Consider the following 16,518-nt stretch of genomic DNA (forward strand, 5'->3'; position numbering starts at 1 on the left):
TCATTATGTGTTCACTCTTAAGACTTGATATTTTTTGCGCCTTGCGGCGCTGATATCAATCCTGCGAGTGCCCACACAGATTGTCTGATAAATTGTTAAAGAGCGTTGCGGTAAGCACCCGGAGGCGTTACTGCGAGGTGGCGTATATTACGCTTTCCTCCCTCAGAGTCAACCTCTTTTCAGAAGTTTTTCTCCGGCGGTTCAGCAAGCTGAACCTCTCAACCCGGCGGCCGGTAAGCCGTTGTTCCGTGTCGATGGAGGCGCATTATAGGGAGTTCCTGACGGCTGACAAGTGTTTATTGCAGAAAAATGACTGACAGCGTCATTTTTCATCAAAGCGCCTCTTTTACCTTCACTTTGCCTGATAATGCAGCAAATTCATGGGCAAAACGCTCTACCTGAACCCAATCTGTATACTCGACTTCTTTACTGGCATCCGTCTCGCCGCCGGTCATACGCATAATAAGCTGAATCATGATGCGGTCGAAGAAACCGTAACGCGGATAACGCAGTGCCCCTGCGAAGACGGCACAGCAGTCAGGTTCCCAGGGCGACTGCAGCAGGAACTTGCGTGTGTAAGCATTGGTCTGTGGCGTACGCTTTTCTGGTTTACGCGCGGTAAGGTTCACTGAAAAGAAACCGCTTGCCCTATCCTTTATCTGCAACAAATGCTGTTTAACGAATTTGGTCACGGCGGGATGGAAGTGCCCATAGCGTATAGAGGCGCCTATCAGCACTCGATCGTACTCAGCCCAGTTCACGGAGGAAGCGTGCAGGATGTTCAGCACGTCACATTCCTGCTGCTCTTTTAACTGATTAGCTATATAAGCCGCGATTTCACGCGTCTGGCCATCACGGCTGGAAAAAAGGATTAACGCTTTCATATTCAATACTCGTTTCAGTTACTCGCGCCAGAAGGTTGGCGTGAACAGGACTAACAGCGTGAACACTTCCAGACGGCCAAAAAGCATCGTCAGGATTAAAATCCATTTCGCCGCATCGTTCATCGTAGTGAAGTTATCCGCCACGACTCCCAGGCCCGGTCCAAGGTTATTCAGGGTGGCGGCCACGGCAGCAAATGCGGAAAAGTCATCCACTCCGGTCGCAATAATTGCCAGCATACTCAGCAGGAACACCAACGCGTAAGCAGAGAAGAAGCCCCAAACGGCTTCAAGGATGCGTTCAGGCAGCGCGCGTTGGCCCAGCTTGATGGTGTATACCGCATTTGGGTGAACCAGCCGCTTTAGCTCACGCGAACCCTGCTTGAACAGCAGCAGGATACGGATCACCTTCAGCCCCCCACCAGTCGACCCGGCGCAGCCACCAATAAAAGCAGAGCAGAGCAGCAGAACAGGAAGGAACAGCGGCCAACGTGCAATGCTGTCAGTGGTGAAGCCAGCGGTGGTCGCCATGGAAACTACCTGGAAGAAAGCCTGATTCAGCGTCTGCATCCCGCTGTGGTAAACATCATGGAACCACAGCACTACGGTGCAGATAATCACCAGCGTGAGCTGAACCCCGATAAACATGCGGAATTCCGGGTCACGCCAGTAAACACGAAGGTTGCGCCCGCTGAACATGGAGAAATGCAGGCCATAATTACAGCCAGAGATCAGCAGGAAGATGGCGATGATGGTATTGATCGTTGGGCTGTTGAAGTAGCCAATACTCGCATCATGAGTAGAGAATCCGCCGATGGCGATTGTCGAGAAGCTGTGCCCGATGGCATCAAACAGCGGCATTCCGGCCAGCCAGAGCGCCAGCGCGCAAATCACCGTCAGTAAGACGTAGATTAGCCATAACGTTTTCGCCGTTTCTGCAATACGGGGGCGCATCTTGTTATCTTTCAGCGGGCCAGGCATTTCAGCGCGATAGAGCTGCATTCCCCCTACCCCCAAAATCGGCAGAATAGCTACCGCGAGCACAATGATCCCCATTCCGCCCAGCCACTGCAGCATTTGCCGGTAAAAGAGAATGGCTTTGGGCAGCGAATCCAGTCCCACCAGTGTGGTAGCACCGGTGGTGGTCAGGCCGGAAAAGGATTCAAAGAAAGCGTCCGTTACGGAGAGGTTGGGATGTTCAGCAAAGATAAACGGCATGGCCCCCACGCTGCCCAGCACCGTCCAGAACAGCACTACAATCAGGAATCCCTCACGCGGCTTTAACTCTTTCCGCTGTTTGCGGTTAGGCCACCACAGCAGCGAACCGATAAGCAGCGCCATAAAGAAGGTCTGGGTAAATGCACGACCCGCACCGTCACGGTAGATCAGAGCGACCAGGCCCGGCACGATCATCGTCCCCGAGAACAAAATGACCAGCAACCCCACGATGCGGGTAATGGCGCGATAATGCATGTAACCGTTCCTTTCCTGACAATGAAAGTTAGTCGAGCGGGGTGAGCGTCAGCGCCCCTCTGCTAAAGTCTGTGAGATTTTGTACAAAGCCCGCAACCTGAGAATGCGGTAAGGCCAGCGTTAATGAAACGCACGCTGAAAATTCACTGTGTAAAAGCTGGCCGTTGAACCGGCCAGTCATCCTTTCAATCTCTGCAAGCTGAGCATAGTCACAGGAGAGCGCAAAGGTGAGCATCGGGACTTTCTGCACACGCGGCAACAGTTTCAGCGCCTGCTGCACTCCTCCGCCATACGCTTTTACCAGCCCGCCGGTTCCCAGTTGAATACCGCCATAATAGCGAACCACCACGGCGGTAATCTCTCCAATATGGTTACCCATTAGCTGTGCCAGCATGGGTTTACCCGCCGTACCGGAAGGCTCTCCGTCATCAGAGAACCCCAGCTGTTGTGAATCCGAAGGCGCACCGGCTACCCACGCCCAGCAATGATGACGGGCGGTGGGATGCTCTTTCTTTATCTGCTGAACAAAAGCCCGGGCTGCGTCCACACCGTCAGTATGGGCCAACAGCGTGATAAAGCGGCTTTTTTTGATTTCCTCACTGAAGCTGAACAGCTCAGCAGGGATGTCATAGGCCTCCATCACTCCAGCTTCAGATCCCGGGTCATGTTTTCCACGCCCTGCTCGCGGATAATCACATTATCCTCAATACGGATGCCGCCATACGGCTTGAGCGCATCGATACGATCCCAGTTGAAATGCTGGCTGAATTTACCTTCGCGCCATGGGGCCAGCAGCGACTCGATAAAGTAAATACCGGGTTCAATGGTCAGGACCATGCGCGGCTCAAGAATACGCGTACAGCGCAGATAAGGATATTGCTGCGGCGCGGCCAGATGCGTGCCCTTGTCGTCCTGCATAAATCCGGCAACATCGTGCACCTGCAAACCCAGAGGATGACCAAGACCGTGCGGCATAAAGGGTCCGGTAATATCTTCTGCCACCAGCGCTTCTTCACTCAGGCCTTTCACTAACTGATGCTTAAGCAACAGTTTCGCAATACGCTGATGCATTTGCTGATGATATTCGCTGTATCGCACGCCCGCTTTCAGGGTGCCAATTAACGCCAGCTCTTCCTGATTCATCTCTTTAACCAGCTGAGCATAGTCACTGTCAGGCTGCGCTGCATAAGTACGGGTTAAATCCGCCGCATAACCGTTATATTCCGTTCCGGCATCAATCAGGAAACTGCGAGCCTGCTCTGGCGGAAGGTGATCCAGTTGGGTGTAGTGCAGTACCGCAGCATGCTCATTGAGCGCGATGATATTGCCGTAAGGAACATCAATATCACGATGGCCAGTTGCGCTGAGGTAAGCGTTATTGATATCAAACTCGCTCATCCCGGAGAGGAAGGCCTCTTGCGCTGCACGATGACCGATCACCGCAGTTTTTTGCGCTTCACGCAGGCAGTACAGCTCATAATCGGTCTTGTAAGATCGATGATAATGCAGGAAATCGATGACAGCTTTTGGGTTGGTCCGGTCACTATTGATACCCAACTGAGCGGCGCGTGCTGGCACCGGGCCGATATAAGCGACGTTATCGCGTTGGGCAGGCAGCAGCTGAGCGATCTCATCGGCATTTTTCAGCGCAACGATCTCAATCTCATCCGTCCAGAAGCTCTGCGGCAGAGGCTCCACGTTGTGCCAGTAATCCACAGGCGAATAGAACCACAGTTTGGGTTTGCTAACGCCATCCACCCACAGCCAGCAGTTCGGCACCGAGGTGACCGGCAGCCAGGCTTTAAACTGGGGGTTCACTTTAAAGGGATAGGTATGATCGTCGAGGAAAACGGTGAGCAGTTCTCCTGAATGGATCAGCAGGGCATCCAGCTTGTTACGCTCCAACACCTGCTGAGCCCGCGCCTGTAGTGTTTTCAGATGGTCCTGATAAAGGGTGACCAACGATTCCATAACTCTGCCTCCATTATCGTGAAATTGTGCGCATCTTATCACACCCCCTGCGGGGATGCCGCGATGCCTCGCCTGTGATCTTGTTTGCAAATCCGCAAAGACTCGTTTGCAAATAATTAACATCCCTTCCACACTCACGATCATCTGGTATGACCAGATCCCCTTATTGCGGCTTCAGGAGATTCACATGCTCTACAAAGGCGACACGCTAACACTGGACTGGCTGGAACCGGGCATCGCCGAGCTGGTCTTTGATGCGCCGGGCTCGGTCAACAAGCTGGACACGCAAACCGTTGCCAGTCTGGGGGAAGCTCTCACGGTGCTGGAGCAGCAACCTGAGCTGAAGGCGTTGCTGCTTAGCTCTCGTAAACCGGCGTTTATCGTCGGCGCGGATATCACTGAGTTTCTCTCTTTATTTGCCGCCCCGGCTGAAAAACTTACGCAATGGCTGACGTTTGCCAATGCCATTTTTAACCGGCTGGAAGATCTGCCCGTCCCGACCTTATCGGCTGTTCAGGGCTATGCGCTGGGCGGCGGCTGTGAATGCGTGCTCGCCACCGATTTTCGTATTGTCACGCCGGATGCCCGCATCGGCCTGCCGGAAACCAGACTGGGGATTATGCCGGGCTTCGGGGGATCGGTGCGCCTGCCCAGACTGCTGGGTGCCGACAGCGCGCTGGAGATTATTGCCGCAGGCAAGGATGTGGATGCAGAGCGGGCGCTGGCGCTGGGTCTTGCGGATGCTATTGTCCCGGCAGGAAAGCTGCAGCAGGCGGCCATCGCCATCTTGCAGGAGGCGATAGCTGGCAAGCAGGAGTGGCGAGCACGCCGTCAGCCGAAACTGGAACCGCTGAAACTCAGCAAAATTGAAGCGACAATGAGTTTCAGCATTGCCAAAAGCATGGTGCTGCAAACGGCAGGAAAACACTATCCCGCACCGCTGATTGCGGTGAAAACCATTGAAGCCGCTGCAAATATGGGCCGCGACGAGGCGCTGAAGCTGGAAACCAGCGCCTTTGTGCCGCTGGCGCGTTCTGATGAAGCCCGGGCGCTGGTCGGTATTTTCTTAAACGATCAGGCGGTCAAAGCCAAAGCGAAAAAACTCACCAAAGATATCGCCACGCCGAAACAGGCTGCTGTACTGGGCGCCGGGATCATGGGCGGCGGGATAGCCTGTCAGTCCGCCTCTAAAGGCGTGCCGGTGATCATGAAAGATATCAATCCAGCCTCACTTGAACTGGGTATGAAAGAGGCCGCTAAATTACTCAACAAACAGCTGGAACGGGGCAAAATCGACGGAATGAAGCTGGCCGGTATCATCGCCACTATTCAGCCAACGCTGGACTATGCCGGTTTTGAGCGGGCGGAGATGGTGGTGGAGGCGGTGGTTGAAAATCCGAAGATCAAAGCAGCTGTGCTGGCGGAGACGGAGAGTTATCTCACTCCAACGGCTGTTCTGGCTACCAATACGTCAACTATTCCTGTCAGCCAGTTAGCCAGTGTGCTTAAGCGTCCCGAAAATTTTTGCGGTATGCATTTTTTCAATCCGGTACATCGCATGCCGTTAGTGGAGGTGGTCCGGGGTGAGAAAACCTCAGAAGCGACGCTGGCAAAAGTGGTTGCCTGGGCCAGTAAAATGGGCAAAACGCCGATCGTGGTTAACGACTGTCCCGGCTTTTTCGTCAACCGCGTGCTATTCCCCTATTTTGCTGGTTTCAGCCTGCTGCTGCGCGACGGCGCTGATTTCCGTCAGATTGATAAAGTGATGGAAAAACAGTTTGGCTGGCCAATGGGGCCGGCGTGGCTGCTGGATGTCGTCGGTATCGATACCGCTCATCATGCCCAGACGGTGATGGCCGACGGCTTCCCCTCCCGAATGAAGAAAGATTATCGTGACGCCATCGATGTGCTGTTCGACATGAAACGTTATGGTCAGAAAAATAAGCTCGGGTTTTATCGCTGGGAAACAGAGGGCAAGCCCAAAAAGGTAGCCGACCCGGAAGTTGATGAGATGCTGCAAAGCGTCTGTCAGCCGAGGCACGTTTTCAGTGACGAGGAAATTGTTTCCCGCATGATGATCCCGATGATCAATGAAGTGGTGCGCTGCCTGGAAGAAGGCATTATCGCCTCTCCTGCCGAAGCGGATATGGCGCTGGTCTACGGCCTGGGCTTCCCTCCTTTCCACGGCGGCGCGTTCCGCTATCTGGATACGCTGGGAAATGCCCGTTTCGTTAGTCAGGCGCAAGCGTTCAGCCAGCTTGGTGCGCTCTACCACTGCCCTGACGGATTAGTTGAAAAAGCGAACGGCAACGACAGCTGGTATCCACAGGCCGCGCCGATTGGCGAAGCCACACTGAAAATGGCGTGAGGAGATAAAAATGGAAAAGGTCGTCATTGTTGATGCAGTCCGCACGCCAATGGGTCGCTCTAAAGGGGGGGCTTATCGCCACGTTCGTGCGGAAGATCTTTCGGCCCATTTGATGCGCAGCCTGCTAAGCCGTAACCCTGCGCTGGAAGCAAATCAGCTGGATGATATCTACTGGGGTTGCGTGCAGCAGACGCTGGAACAGGGATTTAATATCGGCCGCAACGCCGCTCTGCTGGCTGAAATTCCTCATAGCGTTCCGGCAACTACCGTAAACCGGCTTTGCGGTTCCTCAATGCAGGCCCTGCATGATGCCGCACGCGCTATTATGGTTGGAGATGCCACGGCCTGTCTGATCGGCGGTGTTGAGCATATGGGCCATGTGCCGATGAGCCATGGCGTTGATTTCCATCCAGGGCTGAGCAAAACCGTCGCTAAAGCGGCTGGTATGATGGGGCTTACCGCAGAGATGCTGGCACGCATCCATGGCATCAGCCGTGAGCAACAGGATGCCTTTGCCGCGCGCTCTCACCAGCGCGCCTGGGCCGCCACACAGGCCGGGCATTTTGCCAGTGAGATCGTTCCCACCAGCGGACATGATGCTGATGGCGTGCTTCGTCGCTATGATTTTGATGAAGTTATCCGCCCGGATACCACTGCGGAAGGCCTGAAAGCTCTGCGCCCTGCATTCGACCCGGTCAATGGAACGGTCACGGCAGGCAGTTCTTCGGCGCTGTCCGATGGCGCAGCAGCGATGCTTATCATGAGCGAAACCCGCGCCAGAGAACTGGGTCTGAAACCTCGTGCTTACGTTCGCGCCATGGCCGTCGTGGGCTGCGATCCTTCCATCATGGGCTATGGGCCGGTTCCGGCTTCACAGCTGGCGTTAAAACGAGCGGGATTGTCGGTAACGGATATCGGTCTGTTTGAACTGAATGAAGCCTTTGCTGCCCAGACGCTGCCTTGCATCAAGGATTTGGGGCTGCTTGAAGTCATGGATGAAAAGGTTAACCTCAATGGCGGCGCTATTGCGCTGGGGCATCCTCTGGGCTGTTCAGGTGCAAGGATCAGCACCACGCTGTTAAATCTGATGGAAAGACGGGATGTCCAGTTTGGCCTGGCAACGATGTGCATTGGTTTAGGACAGGGGATTGCCACCGTCTTTGAAAGAGTCTGATACGTTGTTCTGGAAGTTCTGCTGCAATTCTTCCCGCCCGTCAGGGGCGGGCTTTTTCGGAGCGGGGGGAGCAAGCTCTGCTCCCGGCATCCTCAGATAAAGGCAAAGGCATCGCCAAACATCTGTTCTTCTTTTGCCCCACGCTCGGCACAAAAACGCTCGCGGGCTATTTTCGCCATCTCAAAACGGCCGGCAATGTAGATATCATGACCATCAAGGCTGCCGTAATCATTCATCACTGCGGTGAGAACCGTGCCGTTGCGCCCTTGCCAACCGGCTTCCGGCTGCTCAACCACCGGAATGATCTTCAGATTTGGATGCTTAACCGCCAGCGCTTCCAGCTCTTCCAGGTCATACAAGTGCTTCAACTCACGCCCACCCCAGTACAAGGCGATGTCGCGATCGGGCTGCTGTGAAAGCGCCGTCAACAGGATAGAGCGGACATAGGAGAAACCGGTTCCCCCGGCGATGAGCACCAAAGGACGCTTGCTCTCTTCACGTAACCAGGCATCACCGTGCGGAATATCTACGGTTATCTTCCGCTGCTGCTGGATCCGCTCCATCACGGCCATCGCATACAGGTTCATATCGGACGCGCCGATATGAAGCTCAATAATGTCTTTCTCCATGGGAGTGGAAGCCAGAGAGAACGGACGTTTGTCACGCTCATCCATCACCACCATCAGATACTGGCCAGCACGGAAGCTGAAATCAGCCTCCGGCACCATACGCACTCGGTACACAGTATCGGTAATCGCCTCTACTGAGGTCACTTTGCAGCTTAACGTTGTCATGCGTTCCCTCTGTCGGGTCGAAATTTATTTGCCGGGCGCACTGTTGCGCGCAGGCGTCTCACTGAAGATGCCTAACTCATTCCATATCTCATCGATACGGGCGGTGACCGCAGGATCTTTGCGAATAGGACGTCCCCACTCCCGCGTCGTTTCGCCAGGCCATTTGTTGGTTGCGTCCAGACCCATTTTCGATCCCAGGCCCGAAACAGGCGAGGCGAAGTCAAGGTAATCTATCGGCGTATTTTCCACCAAAACGGTATCCCTGGCCGGGTCCATGCGCGTAGTGATCGCCCAGATAACATCGTTCCAGTCACGAGCATTAACGTCATCATCGCAGACAATAACAAATTTCGTGTACATAAATTGCCGCAGGAAAGACCAGACCCCCATCATGACGCGCTTGGCATGGCCCGCGTACTGTTTTTTCATGGTCACGACGGCCAGACGGTAGGAGCAGCCTTCAGGCGGCAGATAGAAATCGACAATTTCCGGGAACTGCTTCTGCAAAATAGGCACGAAGACTTCATTCAGCGCCACGCCCAACACCGCAGGTTCATCCGGTGGGCGGCCAGTATAGGTGGAGTGATAGATAGCATCACGACGCTGCGTAATGTGCGTCACGGTAAAGACCGGGAAGTTGTCTACTTCATTATAGTAACCGGTGTGATCGCCGTAGGGACCTTCCGGCGCCATTTCACCCGCCTCTATATAACCTTCCAGAACAATTTCGGCGCTGGCAGGCACTTCAAGATCGTTAGAAACGCACTTCACAACTTCGGTTTTAGTTCCACGTAGCAGGCCGGCGAAGGCATATTCGGAGAGGGAGTCCGGCACGGGCGTTACCGCACCGAGGATGGTTGCCGGATCGGCACCCAGCGCCACCGAAACCGGGAATCTTTCGCCCGGGTGATGCTGGCCCCACTCCTGGAAATCGAGCGCGCCGCCGCGATGAGAGAGCCAGCGCATAATCAGCTTGTTCTTGCCGATCACCTGCTGGCGATAAATGCCAAGGTTCTGCCGCTCTTTATGAGGACCCCGCGTAACGGTCAGCCCCCAGGTGATTAAGGGTGCGGCATCTTCCGGCCAGCATTTCATCACCGGGATTTTATGCAGATCAACGTCATCGCCCTGCCAAATCTGCTGCTGACAAGGGGCATCACGCAGTCGCTTAGTTGGCATGTTCAGCACCTGCTTCCACTGCGGCATTTTATCGAAGAAATCACGGAAACCGCGTGGAGGTTCAGGTTCTTTCAGAAACGCCAGCAGACGACCCACGTCACGGAGTGCCGAAACATCTTTCTGCCCCATGCCCATTGCCACCCGGTCTGGGGTGCCAAACAGATTGCACAAGACCGGCATGTTGTACCCTTTGGGGTTTTCAAACAGCAGGGCCGGCCCACCAGCCCGCAGAGTGCGGTCAGCAATTTCGGTCATCTCAAGATCGGGATCAATCTCTTGTTTAATGCGCTTGAGTTCCCCGCGTTGCTCAAGCAGCGCAAGGAAATCACGTAAGTCGTGGTATTTCATGACTTCTCATCAATACGGTCAGCGAATCGGACATTATAGGGAGGATTGGCACGCTATGCTTAGGTTTTCGTAGCGCATGGGTTTTGGCTCGCAAATTCCAGCGTGGGGCGCATCGTGGTGGGATCCCGCTATAACTCTGGCGATGAGTTTGGTATTCTTAGCGGCCCTGTAATCAAAAAGTGACGTTATGGAATCCTGGTATCTACTTTATTGCAAACGTGGCCAGCTGCTTCGCGCGAAAGAACATCTTGAGCGTCAGGCGGTGCATTGTCTCAGCCCAATGATTGCATTAGAGAAACTGGTTCGGGGAAAACGCACGCAGGTGGATGAACCGCTCTTCCCGAATTACCTGTTTATTGAATTCGATCCTGAAGAGATTCATACCACCACGATCAGCGCCACGCGCGGCGTCAGTCATTTCATCCGTTTTGGCAGCCTGCCGGCAAACGTTCCGCATGACGTTATTGCCGCCTTGCAAACCGATACGCCAATCAAAATGGTAGATCCGGAGCTACCGCAGCCGGGCGATCGCGTGCTAATCACCTGCGGCGCTTTTGAAGGATTGCAGGCCATCTTTACCGAACCCGACGGTGAGGCGCGCTCAATGTTGCTGCTGAATTTACTCAACAAACAGATTACGCGCAGCCTGGATAACAAACAGTTCCATAAGCTCTGACCCTAACCCTGCCAGGCTGCTGTCGGCTTACTCCGGCAAACGGAACAGCTTACGCGCATTTTGATCGCACTGAACAGCCAGCGCTTCAGCTACTTCTCCCCGCAAACCCGCGACTACCTGCACGATATGCGGCAGGAAGCAGGGTTCATTGCGCCTTGAGGGAGGTCTTGGACGCATATCGCGGGGCAGCAGATAGGGCGCATCCGTTTCCAGCAACAGCCGATCTGCCGGGATTAATGGCATCAGTTCACGCAGCTCCATGCCCCGACGCTCATCGCAAACCCAACCCGTAATACCAACAGACAATCCGGCGGCAAGGCAAGCTTCCAGCTCTTCCCGCGTCCCGGTGAAGCAGTGGATAACGGCACCAGGCAACCGGGATAACCAGGGCTTCAGTACGGAGAGAAAACGCTCATGAGCATCACGGCAGTGAAGGAACACCGGCATGTTCAGCTCTGCCGCCAGCTCCAGCTGTGCGTTAAAAGCATAAACCTGCTGCTCGGGTGCTGAAATATTGCGGTTGAAGTCCAGACCACATTCGCCAATAGCCACAACTTCAGGGCTTTCAGCCAGACGTCTCAGCGTGGCCGCCGTCTCACCCGACCATTCGCTGGCATGGTGAGGATGCACGCCCGCTGTGGACCAGCAATATCCCGGACGGCGCATAGCCAGGCTCTGTGCCTGCTGGCTTTCCAGCGCGTTGGTGCCCGTGAGCAGCAATCCGCGCACGCCAGCCTCTTTTGCACGTTTAACGACCTGGTCGCGATCTTTTGCAAACTGCGTGCTGGTCAGGTTAACGCCAATATCGAACATAGGATTTCCAAACGGTAACCGCCCTTTCGGGCGGTTAGTTTACTTCATATAAGGTGAACGCTGGACCTGCTCTACGCTATTCAGAACCGTTCTCTTCCGGGTCCATATCCTGTCGACGCTTGCCAACATAGAAGCGGGCGAAGAACACGCCGACTTCAAACAGGCAGTACATTGGGATAGCTAAAAGCGTCTGCGAGAAGACGTCAGGCGGTGTTAACAGCATTCCCACCACGAAAGCACCTACCAGAACATAGGGACGCTTCTTCTTCAGATCTTCCGGCGTGGTCAGGCCAGTCCAGCAAATCAGTACGATGGCAATCGGCACTTCAAAAGAGACGCCAAAAGCCATAAACAGCGCCATCACAAAATCGAGATAGTTGTTAATGTCAGTGGCAATCAATACGCCCTGCGGCGCCGTCTTGGCGAAGAAGCCAAAGGCCAGCGGAAAGACAATAAAGTAGGCGAAAGCCATCCCTATATAGAATAGGAATGAACTGGAAAAGAGCAGAGGCATCACCAGCTTGCGCTCATGCCTGTAGAGCGCGGGCGCAATAAAGGCCCAAATCTGATAGAGGATCACCGGTACCGCAAGGAAAACCGAGACGATTACCGTCAGCTTGATGGGGGTGAAAAAGGGAGAAGCCACGTCGGTGGCGATCATACTAGCCCCCGCTGGCATCTGCCTGATCAGCGGTGCGGAAACAAGCTGATAGATGTCATTAGAGAAATAAGCCAGGCAAACAAAGATGCCCACAACGGCAATAATACAGTTCAACAAGCGCTTACGGAGTTCAATCAAATGACTGATAAGCGGTTGGGTATCTTCAACAGCCATGATTATCGTTCATCGCTCGGTAATGTAGTGGAAACGGGAGCACGGCTGGACAAGTGTGGCACGTCGCCGTTCGTTGTTGCCGCTGGCTTAGGTTCAGCGCTTACCGCAGGAGCCTGAACGGGCGCAGTAGCCGCATCAGGTGCTTTTGCAGGCGCGATGGTCTGATGAGAGTCCTGAACGGCCGCAGTAGCCGCGTCAGGTGCTTTTGCCGGCGCGCTGGCCTGATGATCGGCTTCCGCTGGCGTCACGCCTTCGTGAGAATCTTCAGACCTTTTCACCAACGGATTATGGATGGTGTTAGCTTCATCATCGGCTTGTTCATGGTCGCCCAGAAAGGTACGCTTCATGGACTCGGCTGACTGTTTCAGCTCATCCATGGAGGCTTTAAGTTCAGGAGAAAGGCTGTTCTTGCTGGCCTCTTCAACCTTTTTCAGGTTCTCCTGCAACTCCTGCAGCTTGAGTTCCTGAGCCAGTTCGTTCTGCACGTTAGCAGCCAGCGAGCGCAGAGCACGGATCCAGCCGACAACGGTTCTCACCGCCACCGGTAAACGCTGAGGACCCAGTACGACCAGCCCGATAACGAACACCAATATCAGTTCACTAAAGCCTATGTCGAACACGGTTTATACCTTGTCGTTCTTAACGTCTTCTTTCTTCGCTTCTGTATGCGCTTTGTCAGCCAGTTTGGCGTTAAAGTCGGCATCATTGGCATGATCTTTCTCTTTATCTTTCTCGTTTTCATCACCCATGGCTTTTTTAAAGCCTTTGATTGATGACCCCAGATCGGATCCCAGATTACGCAGTTTGTTAGTGCCGAACAGAAGAACAACAATTACGGCAATAATAACTAATTGCCAGATACTGATACCGCCCATGATTTTTGCCTCTGATGATAAATGGTAAAGCCAGTTTGCAGTATATAACAGCTCAGGTTGCCCTGACGATGAACAAAGCCCTAACCATACAGGAAAAGGCCCTGTTTACTTTTCATGACATTCAGTCAGTTTTCCGCCAGCCAACCAGCCAGCTAACCAACCCTGCCGCGATCATTCCTGCCGAAATCCACTCCCACTCGGGCTTGGTCAGCAGAATAGCCGTGCCGCTCAGAAGCAGCGTAGCACCGACGCCGAACAGGTAACGGGACTTATGCTGTCTGACCCGCTCATTCTTCAGATCGTTAGCCAGTTTGTCCACGCTGTGCTGCAAGTGCTTGTGCTGACGGAGGCTGTCGTAAAACAGCTCCGGCAGCTCCGGTAGCTTCTCGGCCCAGAATGGCGCTTTCTCTTTCAAGGCGCGCACGATAGCAGGAATACCAATTTGATCCTTGATCCACTCTTCCAGGAACGGTTTTGCGGTTTTCCACAGATCGAGCTGGGGATAAAGCTGCCGCCCTACGCCTTCAACATACAGCAATGTTTTCTGCAGGAGAACCAACTGCGGCTGAACCTCCATATTGAAACGCCTGGCGGTGTTGAACAAGTTCAACAGCACGTGACCAAAGGAGATCTCAGCCAGCGGCTTTTCAAAGATAGGTTCGCAAACGGTGCGAATAGCGAATTCAAAATCTTCCACATTGGTGTCTGGCGGTACCCAGCCAGAGTCAACGTGCAGCTCGGCAACCTTGCGGTAGTCACGGTTAAAGAAGGCGATAAAGTTCTCAGCCAGATAGCGCTTATCTTCTTTATTCAGCGAGCCGACAATGCCGCAGTCGATACCGATATATTGCGGATCTTCCGGGTGGTCATAGCTGACAAAAATGTTGCCGGGATGCATGTCAGCATGGAAGAAGCTGTCGCGGAACACTTGGGTAAAGAACACCTGCACGCCGCGCTCGGCCAGCAGTTTCATGTTTACGCCATGCTGCTCAAGCGCTACCACATCGGAAATAGGAATACCGTAGATTCGCTCCATTACCAGCATGGTTTCGCTACCGTAATCCGAGAAGATTTCCGGCACGTAAAGCATCTTGCTGTTATCGAAGTTGCGGCGAAGCTGAATGGCATTGGCCGCTTCACGCAGCAGATTCAGCTCATCAATCAGCGTTTTTTCATAGTCCGCCACCACTTCCTGCGGACGCAGACGACGCCCATCCGGCAACAAGCGTGGAACCCAGCGAGCCATGCGGTTAATCAGCTTCATATCCGCTCTAATCACCGGCAGGATATCGGGACGAATAACTTTAATCACTACTTCCCGGCCATTCTCTTTCAGGGTAGCGGTATGCACCTGAGCGATAGAGGCGGAAGCCAGCGGTTTGATCTCGAAATTATCAAACAGGGTTTCCACAGGACAACCCAGCGACAATTCAATTTGCTGCTTAGCCAGCACGCCCTCAAAGGGTGCCACTCGATCCTGTAACATTGCCAGCTGATCGGCAATCTGCGGTGGGAAAAGATCGCGTCGGGTAGACATCATCTGACCGAATTTAATCCAGACCGGCCCAAGTTGTTCCAGCGCCAACCGTAACCGTTCACCCAGCAGCCGCTCTTTATGCTTATTCGGGATCCAGAACAGCGACTTACGCCACAGGAGTAACGGAAGGGCAAGGCGGGTTTTTGGGATCAGCTCATCAAGGCCGTAGCTCAGGAATACCTTGATGATAAAGTACAGGCGGCGTATTTCACCAAAGCTCATTTGGCCTCCAGATTGGTCAGACGGGCTTCCAGGGCAGAAAAGTCGCGGTTCAATGCGTCGACTTCTTCAGTAAACCACGCTGCCTCTAACGCGCCAGGCGCAAGACGCCACTCTTCGGTCAGTGCCTGCCCTAAATAATCCTGCTTGCGCTGCACATCGCCGCGAAGAAACTGAAAACCACGGCGGGCAAACTGGCTGATGCTTTGTGCCATCACGTCGCCAGTCCAGGGGGCAAGGTATTCCGCAGGATCAAGTTCAGCAAGATCGATCAGAGCAGAGAAGTGCTGTACTACCTGCAGATCGCCCTCAACCTCCAGCTCACCGCTGCGGATCAGGCTGGTCAGTTGCTGGCGATCGCGCAGTTTACGCAGCGTGGCAAGCTGAGTTTTTACCGTGCAGTCAGGCTTATCGCTCCATTCTCCCAGAACGTCCACCTGCCTTTCGCTGAAGATAAACGTGAGCGGTTGTTTAAGTTCTGCCAGCACAATGGCCAGGCTTTTGCCGTTGAGGCGCTGGCGGGCAGCCTTCAGGCCACGATCGCGATAAAGGACCTGATTAAGCGCCGTTTCCAGCCCCGCAGTTAACAGCGGCGTTAAAGTCATTCGCTTTCCTGTTTAGAACTTGAATCCACGGTGCAGTGCAACGATGCCACCAGTGAGATTGTGGTACGTAGTGTTCTCAAAGCCAACTTCTTCCATCATCTGCTTCAGCGTCTCCTGATCGGGATGCATACGAATAGACTCGGCCAAGTAGCGGTAGCTTTCAGCATCTTTTGCTACCAGTTCGCCAATCCGCGGCAGGATATGGAAAGAGTAGGCGTCATAAGCTTTGCTCAGCGGCTCCAGTACCGGTTTGGAAAACTCCAGCACCAGCAGGCGGCCGCCTGGTTTCAGCACGCGGAACATAGAGGCCAGCGCCTTCTCTTTTTCCGTTACGTTGCGCAGACCAAAAGCGATGGTAATACAGTCAAAGTGGTTATCAGGGAACGGCAAGGCTTCAGCGTTAGCCTGGACATAGTTCACGTTGCCGACGATACCGATATTGCGTAATTTTTCCCGGCCTACTTTCAGCATGGAACTGTTAATATCGGCCAGAACCACTTCGCCGGTCTCGCCCACAATGCGGGAAAACTTAGCGGTAAGGTCACCCGTTCCACCCGCCAGATCCAGCACGCGCTGTCCGCGACGAACACCGCTGCAATCAATGGTAAAACGCTTCCAGACGCGATGAATACCAAACGACATTAAATCGTTCATCAGGTCATATTTGGCCGCAACGGAATGGAAAACATCAGCCACCATTTCAGCTTTGTCGCTTTTCGCTACGGTACGAAAGCCGAAATGGGTGGTGTCCTTTGATTCATCTGCCATTT

The 16,518-nt window shown here is 53.9% G+C and carries 16 protein-coding genes; 3 read left to right on the forward strand and 13 right to left on the reverse strand.

What is annotated here, in order from left to right; all coding sequences use genetic code 11:
• Positions 1–332 precede the first annotated feature (332 nt).
• The 4 genes from hemG to pepQ are packed head-to-tail and all read right to left on the reverse strand — an operon-like array spanning position 333 to position 4,325.
• A complete protein-coding gene (hemG, locus tag SD961_RS20070) occupies positions 333–884 on the reverse strand; it encodes a menaquinone-dependent protoporphyrinogen IX dehydrogenase (protein WP_318792097.1) in 552 nt (183 codons plus the stop codon).
• Positions 885–902: 18 nt separating this feature from the next.
• Positions 903–2,354 (reverse strand): Trk system potassium transporter TrkH, encoded by a 1,452-nt coding sequence (trkH, locus tag SD961_RS20075; protein WP_318792098.1) that lies wholly within the window; start codon positions 2,352–2,354, stop codon positions 903–905.
• Positions 2,355–2,382: 28 nt separating this feature from the next.
• Positions 2,383–2,994 (reverse strand): IMPACT family protein, encoded by a 612-nt coding sequence (locus tag SD961_RS20080; protein ID WP_318792099.1) that lies wholly within the window; start codon positions 2,992–2,994, stop codon positions 2,383–2,385.
• Positions 2,994–4,325 (reverse strand): Xaa-Pro dipeptidase, encoded by a 1,332-nt coding sequence (gene pepQ / locus SD961_RS20085; RefSeq protein WP_318792100.1) that lies wholly within the window; start codon positions 4,323–4,325, stop codon positions 2,994–2,996. The genes SD961_RS20080 and pepQ overlap by 1 nt, the downstream gene beginning before the upstream one ends.
• Positions 4,326–4,512: 187 nt before the next feature.
• Between pepQ and fadB the strand changes: the two genes are divergently transcribed.
• Positions 4,513–6,693: a fatty acid oxidation complex subunit alpha FadB gene (fadB, locus tag SD961_RS20090; protein WP_318792101.1), complete on the forward strand. Its 2,181-nt coding sequence runs from the start codon at positions 4,513–4,515 to the stop codon at positions 6,691–6,693.
• Between the two features lie 10 nt (positions 6,694–6,703).
• Positions 6,704–7,867 (forward strand): acetyl-CoA C-acyltransferase FadA, encoded by a 1,164-nt coding sequence (gene fadA / locus SD961_RS20095; RefSeq protein WP_318792102.1) that lies wholly within the window; start codon positions 6,704–6,706, stop codon positions 7,865–7,867.
• Positions 7,868–7,959: 92 nt separating this feature from the next.
• Here the strand turns inward: fadA and fre are convergent, their stop codons facing one another.
• Complete coding sequence (gene fre, locus SD961_RS20100) at positions 7,960–8,661, reverse strand: NAD(P)H-flavin reductase (protein WP_318792104.1); 702 nt, start codon at positions 8,659–8,661, stop codon at positions 7,960–7,962.
• Positions 8,662–8,685: 24 nt separating this feature from the next.
• On the reverse strand, positions 8,686–10,188 hold the full coding sequence (ubiD, locus tag SD961_RS20105) for a 4-hydroxy-3-polyprenylbenzoate decarboxylase (RefSeq protein WP_318792106.1): 1,503 nt from the start codon (positions 10,186–10,188) through the stop codon (positions 8,686–8,688).
• A 187-nt stretch (positions 10,189–10,375) separates the two neighbouring features.
• Between ubiD and rfaH the strand changes: the two genes are divergently transcribed.
• Positions 10,376–10,864: a transcription/translation regulatory transformer protein RfaH gene (gene rfaH / locus SD961_RS20110; protein WP_306208834.1), complete on the forward strand. Its 489-nt coding sequence runs from the start codon at positions 10,376–10,378 to the stop codon at positions 10,862–10,864.
• A 27-nt stretch (positions 10,865–10,891) separates the two neighbouring features.
• Here the strand turns inward: rfaH and tatD are convergent, their stop codons facing one another.
• The 7 genes from tatD to ubiE all read right to left on the reverse strand — a co-directional run bounded on the left by tatD (position 10,892) and on the right by ubiE (position 16,516).
• On the reverse strand, positions 10,892–11,677 hold the full coding sequence (gene tatD, locus SD961_RS20115) for a 3'-5' ssDNA/RNA exonuclease TatD (RefSeq protein ID WP_318792107.1): 786 nt from the start codon (positions 11,675–11,677) through the stop codon (positions 10,892–10,894).
• Between the two features lie 76 nt (positions 11,678–11,753).
• Positions 11,754–12,512: a Sec-independent protein translocase subunit TatC gene (gene tatC, locus SD961_RS20120; protein ID WP_318792108.1), complete on the reverse strand. Its 759-nt coding sequence runs from the start codon at positions 12,510–12,512 to the stop codon at positions 11,754–11,756.
• A gap of 2 nt (positions 12,513–12,514) precedes the next feature.
• Positions 12,515–13,132 carry a Sec-independent protein translocase protein TatB gene (tatB, locus tag SD961_RS20125; protein ID WP_412916729.1) on the reverse strand — a complete coding sequence of 206 codons (618 nt, stop codon included), beginning with the start codon at positions 13,130–13,132 and terminating at the stop codon, positions 12,515–12,517.
• Positions 13,133–13,135: 3 nt separating this feature from the next.
• Positions 13,136–13,387 carry a twin-arginine translocase TatA/TatE family subunit gene (gene tatA / locus SD961_RS20130; RefSeq protein WP_318792110.1) on the reverse strand — a complete coding sequence of 84 codons (252 nt, stop codon included), beginning with the start codon at positions 13,385–13,387 and terminating at the stop codon, positions 13,136–13,138.
• A gap of 121 nt (positions 13,388–13,508) precedes the next feature.
• Positions 13,509–15,146 (reverse strand): ubiquinone biosynthesis regulatory protein kinase UbiB, encoded by a 1,638-nt coding sequence (gene ubiB, locus SD961_RS20135; RefSeq protein WP_318792111.1) that lies wholly within the window; start codon positions 15,144–15,146, stop codon positions 13,509–13,511.
• Positions 15,143–15,748, reverse strand: coding sequence for a ubiquinone biosynthesis protein UbiJ (ubiJ, locus tag SD961_RS20140; protein WP_318792112.1), 606 nt, complete (start codon positions 15,746–15,748; stop codon positions 15,143–15,145). The genes ubiB and ubiJ overlap by 4 nt, the downstream gene beginning before the upstream one ends.
• Before the next feature lie 12 nt (positions 15,749–15,760).
• Positions 15,761–16,516 (reverse strand): bifunctional demethylmenaquinone methyltransferase/2-methoxy-6-polyprenyl-1,4-benzoquinol methylase UbiE, encoded by a 756-nt coding sequence (gene ubiE / locus SD961_RS20145; RefSeq protein ID WP_318792113.1) that lies wholly within the window; start codon positions 16,514–16,516, stop codon positions 15,761–15,763.
• Positions 16,517–16,518: the final 2 nt, after the last annotated feature.

The sequence above is a fragment of the Erwinia sp. MMLR14_017 genome (assembly GCF_033657285.1).
In the GTDB taxonomy this organism is placed as follows: domain Bacteria; phylum Pseudomonadota; class Gammaproteobacteria; order Enterobacterales; family Enterobacteriaceae; genus Erwinia.

Coding starts and splice junctions, on each gene's coding strand:
- hemG (WP_318792097.1), bottom strand. CDS start 884: ATGAAAGCGTTAATCCTTTTTTCCAGCCGTGATGGCCAGACGCGTGAA.
- tatD (WP_318792107.1), bottom strand. CDS start 11,677: ATGTTCGATATTGGCGTTAACCTGACCAGCACGCAGTTTGCAAAAGAT.
- ubiJ (WP_318792112.1), bottom strand. CDS start 15,748: ATGACTTTAACGCCGCTGTTAACTGCGGGGCTGGAAACGGCGCTTAAT.
- fadB (WP_318792101.1), top strand. CDS start 4,513: ATGCTCTACAAAGGCGACACGCTAACACTGGACTGGCTGGAACCGGGC.
- ubiE (WP_318792113.1), bottom strand. CDS start 16,516: ATGGCAGATGAATCAAAGGACACCACCCATTTCGGCTTTCGTACCGTA.
- fre (WP_318792104.1), bottom strand. CDS start 8,661: ATGACAACGTTAAGCTGCAAAGTGACCTCAGTAGAGGCGATTACCGAT.
- tatC (WP_318792108.1), bottom strand. CDS start 12,512: ATGGCTGTTGAAGATACCCAACCGCTTATCAGTCATTTGATTGAACTC.
- tatA (WP_318792110.1), bottom strand. CDS start 13,387: ATGGGCGGTATCAGTATCTGGCAATTAGTTATTATTGCCGTAATTGTT.
- pepQ (WP_318792100.1), bottom strand. CDS start 4,325: ATGGAATCGTTGGTCACCCTTTATCAGGACCATCTGAAAACACTACAG.
- fadA (WP_318792102.1), top strand. CDS start 6,704: ATGGAAAAGGTCGTCATTGTTGATGCAGTCCGCACGCCAATGGGTCGC.
- rfaH (WP_306208834.1), top strand. CDS start 10,376: ATGGAATCCTGGTATCTACTTTATTGCAAACGTGGCCAGCTGCTTCGC.
- SD961_RS20080 (WP_318792099.1), bottom strand. CDS start 2,994: ATGGAGGCCTATGACATCCCTGCTGAGCTGTTCAGCTTCAGTGAGGAA.
- ubiB (WP_318792111.1), bottom strand. CDS start 15,146: ATGAGCTTTGGTGAAATACGCCGCCTGTACTTTATCATCAAGGTATTC.
- trkH (WP_318792098.1), bottom strand. CDS start 2,354: ATGCATTATCGCGCCATTACCCGCATCGTGGGGTTGCTGGTCATTTTG.
- ubiD (WP_318792106.1), bottom strand. CDS start 10,188: ATGAAATACCACGACTTACGTGATTTCCTTGCGCTGCTTGAGCAACGC.